Below are 1872 nucleotides of genomic sequence, written 5' to 3' on the forward strand. Positions count from 1 at the left end.
CGCCGAGGTCGATGGCGAAGACGGCCTCCAGCTCATCTGGTCCCGCCCGAACCGGGATTGATTGACATCGCGAGGCTCCGCCATCGGCGGAGCCTTTTCCCTTGAGGGAATGGCGGCGCGCGATTAGCGCGCGTCGAACCTCGCGAGCATCTTACGCAATTGCGCGTTCTGCTCGATGAGCTTCTTTGCAAGCTGGCGCCGCAATGCAGCGACCTCCGCATCGAGGTCGACCATTTCGTCGAGGAGTGATTTCGGGCCGGCAGGGGCGACCGCGTCGGTTTGGGCGACGGAAACCACAGGCTCCACGGCTGGATTAATGTTCTTCCGACGTGCCGGCGGTCGCCTCACCAGAGTTTCGGCGGCTTCGGTCGGCGTTGGAGCAGGCGACTTTTCCTCAGCCTGTAGCGCGGCTAGGTCAGCAGGAGCTTCCGCTGCAACTGGTGCCGCCGTTTCGGTCTCGGTCGAGCCAGCATCTGGTTCGAGCGGGCTTGCGTCGACTTGCGCCTCCGAGTCGGCCTCAGCGGAGTGGTCAAGCACCGCTGGTTCAATGTCCGGGTGTTCCTCTTGGAGGGAGGGTCTGTATTCGAGAGCAATGGTCTTTGGCGCGACTTCTGTGCCCTCGTCATGGCTGTCCGGTTTCGGTTTACGCGACACCAGGTCAGCCACAAATCTCCATGGTGTTCTCATCACATTTACCTTCAAAGCATGGCGGCGAGGACATTGCCGCGGTCATTCATTGTCACCAAAACCGCGTTGATCTCGGGCCAATCACACGAAAGATCGGCGGCGCCATTGCACGGAAATACGTGGCGCCGCTCAAACCAGAATTCAGGCCTTGCCAAGGCGCTTGCGCAGATCCGCATTTTCGGCACGCAGCTTTTCGGAGAGCTCCTTGCGAAGCTGCTTGTTCTCTTCCTCAAGCTTGATGAGGTCGGCGATATCGTCGATGACGTCAACAGAGGGTGCGACCGGAGCGGAAGCAGCAGCTGCAACGCGGGGCGCGCGACTGGCGGCCACCTTCGGTGTGGCAACCGGCTTTTCCGCCTTGACCGGAACCACTTTGGAGCCGCGCTTCGCACGTGTCTTCTTGGCCGGCTTTTCTACCGGTGCAGAGGTAGCATCGACGGTGCTGGCCTCAGTGACAGCTTTCGGCGTCCGTGGCTTGCGCGTCTTCTTCTCAGCGGGGGCAGGGGCCGGCGTTTCTGTCGCGGCAGATGATTCAATCGTGGTTGCTTCGGCCATCAGTGTTCTCCTCTGTCAGGCCGCAAAGCTTTTGATTCGCCGTTGCTTAAAGTCAATGCGGAAAACGTGTTTTCGCCTGCATTCGGCGTTTGCCAGGCCACCATCTCTACCAGGTAATCAAAGCTGGACCACGCATCGAGCGAGGTCCGGCTTTTTTGGGTGCCATACGGAAAGGAGAGAAACCTGCTCAGTGTCCGATTATGATGCCGACGGGATTGCCGTCGTCAAGGATGAGCGGTGCCCCCAATTTCGAATTGGCAGCGGAGCCGCCAACACGAAATCGGCTCCCCCACTCCCCGGCGCTGCCGGTCGCTTTCGCGATCCCTGACATCGTCATTCCCTACCCCGCGCCGCTGATCGTCTTTCATATAGGAGATCAGACAATGACCTACGAAATCGAATGCCAGATCGAAGAACTTCGTGCCGAATTGCGCAATGCTGTCGATCCTGGCGAGCGCCGCCAGATCGAAGCCGAGCTCGATCTCGCACAGGCCGAACTGACGGTCGCGATAGCCGAGCTGGACGGCCGCGCCGATGTCCGTCGTCGAATGATTTGAGACTTTTTGGGCTCTGGAAGAATGGAGTTTCCGGCTCAGTTTGCGGGTTGATTTAAGCCGCTTTGGCCTGGTG

General features: G+C 59.7%; 3 protein-coding genes. 1 reads left to right on the forward strand and 2 read right to left on the reverse strand.

All coding sequences use genetic code 11. The annotated features are described in order from the left end of the window. Positions 1 to 123 precede the first annotated feature (123 nt). Positions 124 to 666: a hypothetical protein gene (locus tag BJ928_RS38415; protein WP_047637295.1), complete on the reverse strand. Its 543-nt coding sequence runs from the start codon at positions 664 to 666 to the stop codon at positions 124 to 126. 162 nt (positions 667 to 828) lie between these two features. Continuing rightward, complete coding sequence (locus tag BJ928_RS38420) at positions 829 to 1242, reverse strand: hypothetical protein (protein WP_047637294.1); 414 nt, start codon at positions 1240 to 1242, stop codon at positions 829 to 831. 383 nt (positions 1243 to 1625) lie between these two features. Here BJ928_RS38420 and BJ928_RS39170 point away from each other — a divergent pair, with 383 nt between their 5' ends. Continuing rightward, positions 1626 to 1799: a hypothetical protein gene (locus tag BJ928_RS39170; protein ID WP_183079522.1), complete on the forward strand. Its 174-nt coding sequence runs from the start codon at positions 1626 to 1628 to the stop codon at positions 1797 to 1799. Positions 1800 to 1872 lie beyond the last annotated feature (73 nt).

This window comes from Rhizobium sp. WW_1, from assembly GCF_003610155.1.
Taxonomy (GTDB): Bacteria; Pseudomonadota; Alphaproteobacteria; order Rhizobiales; family Rhizobiaceae; genus Rhizobium; species Rhizobium tropici_A.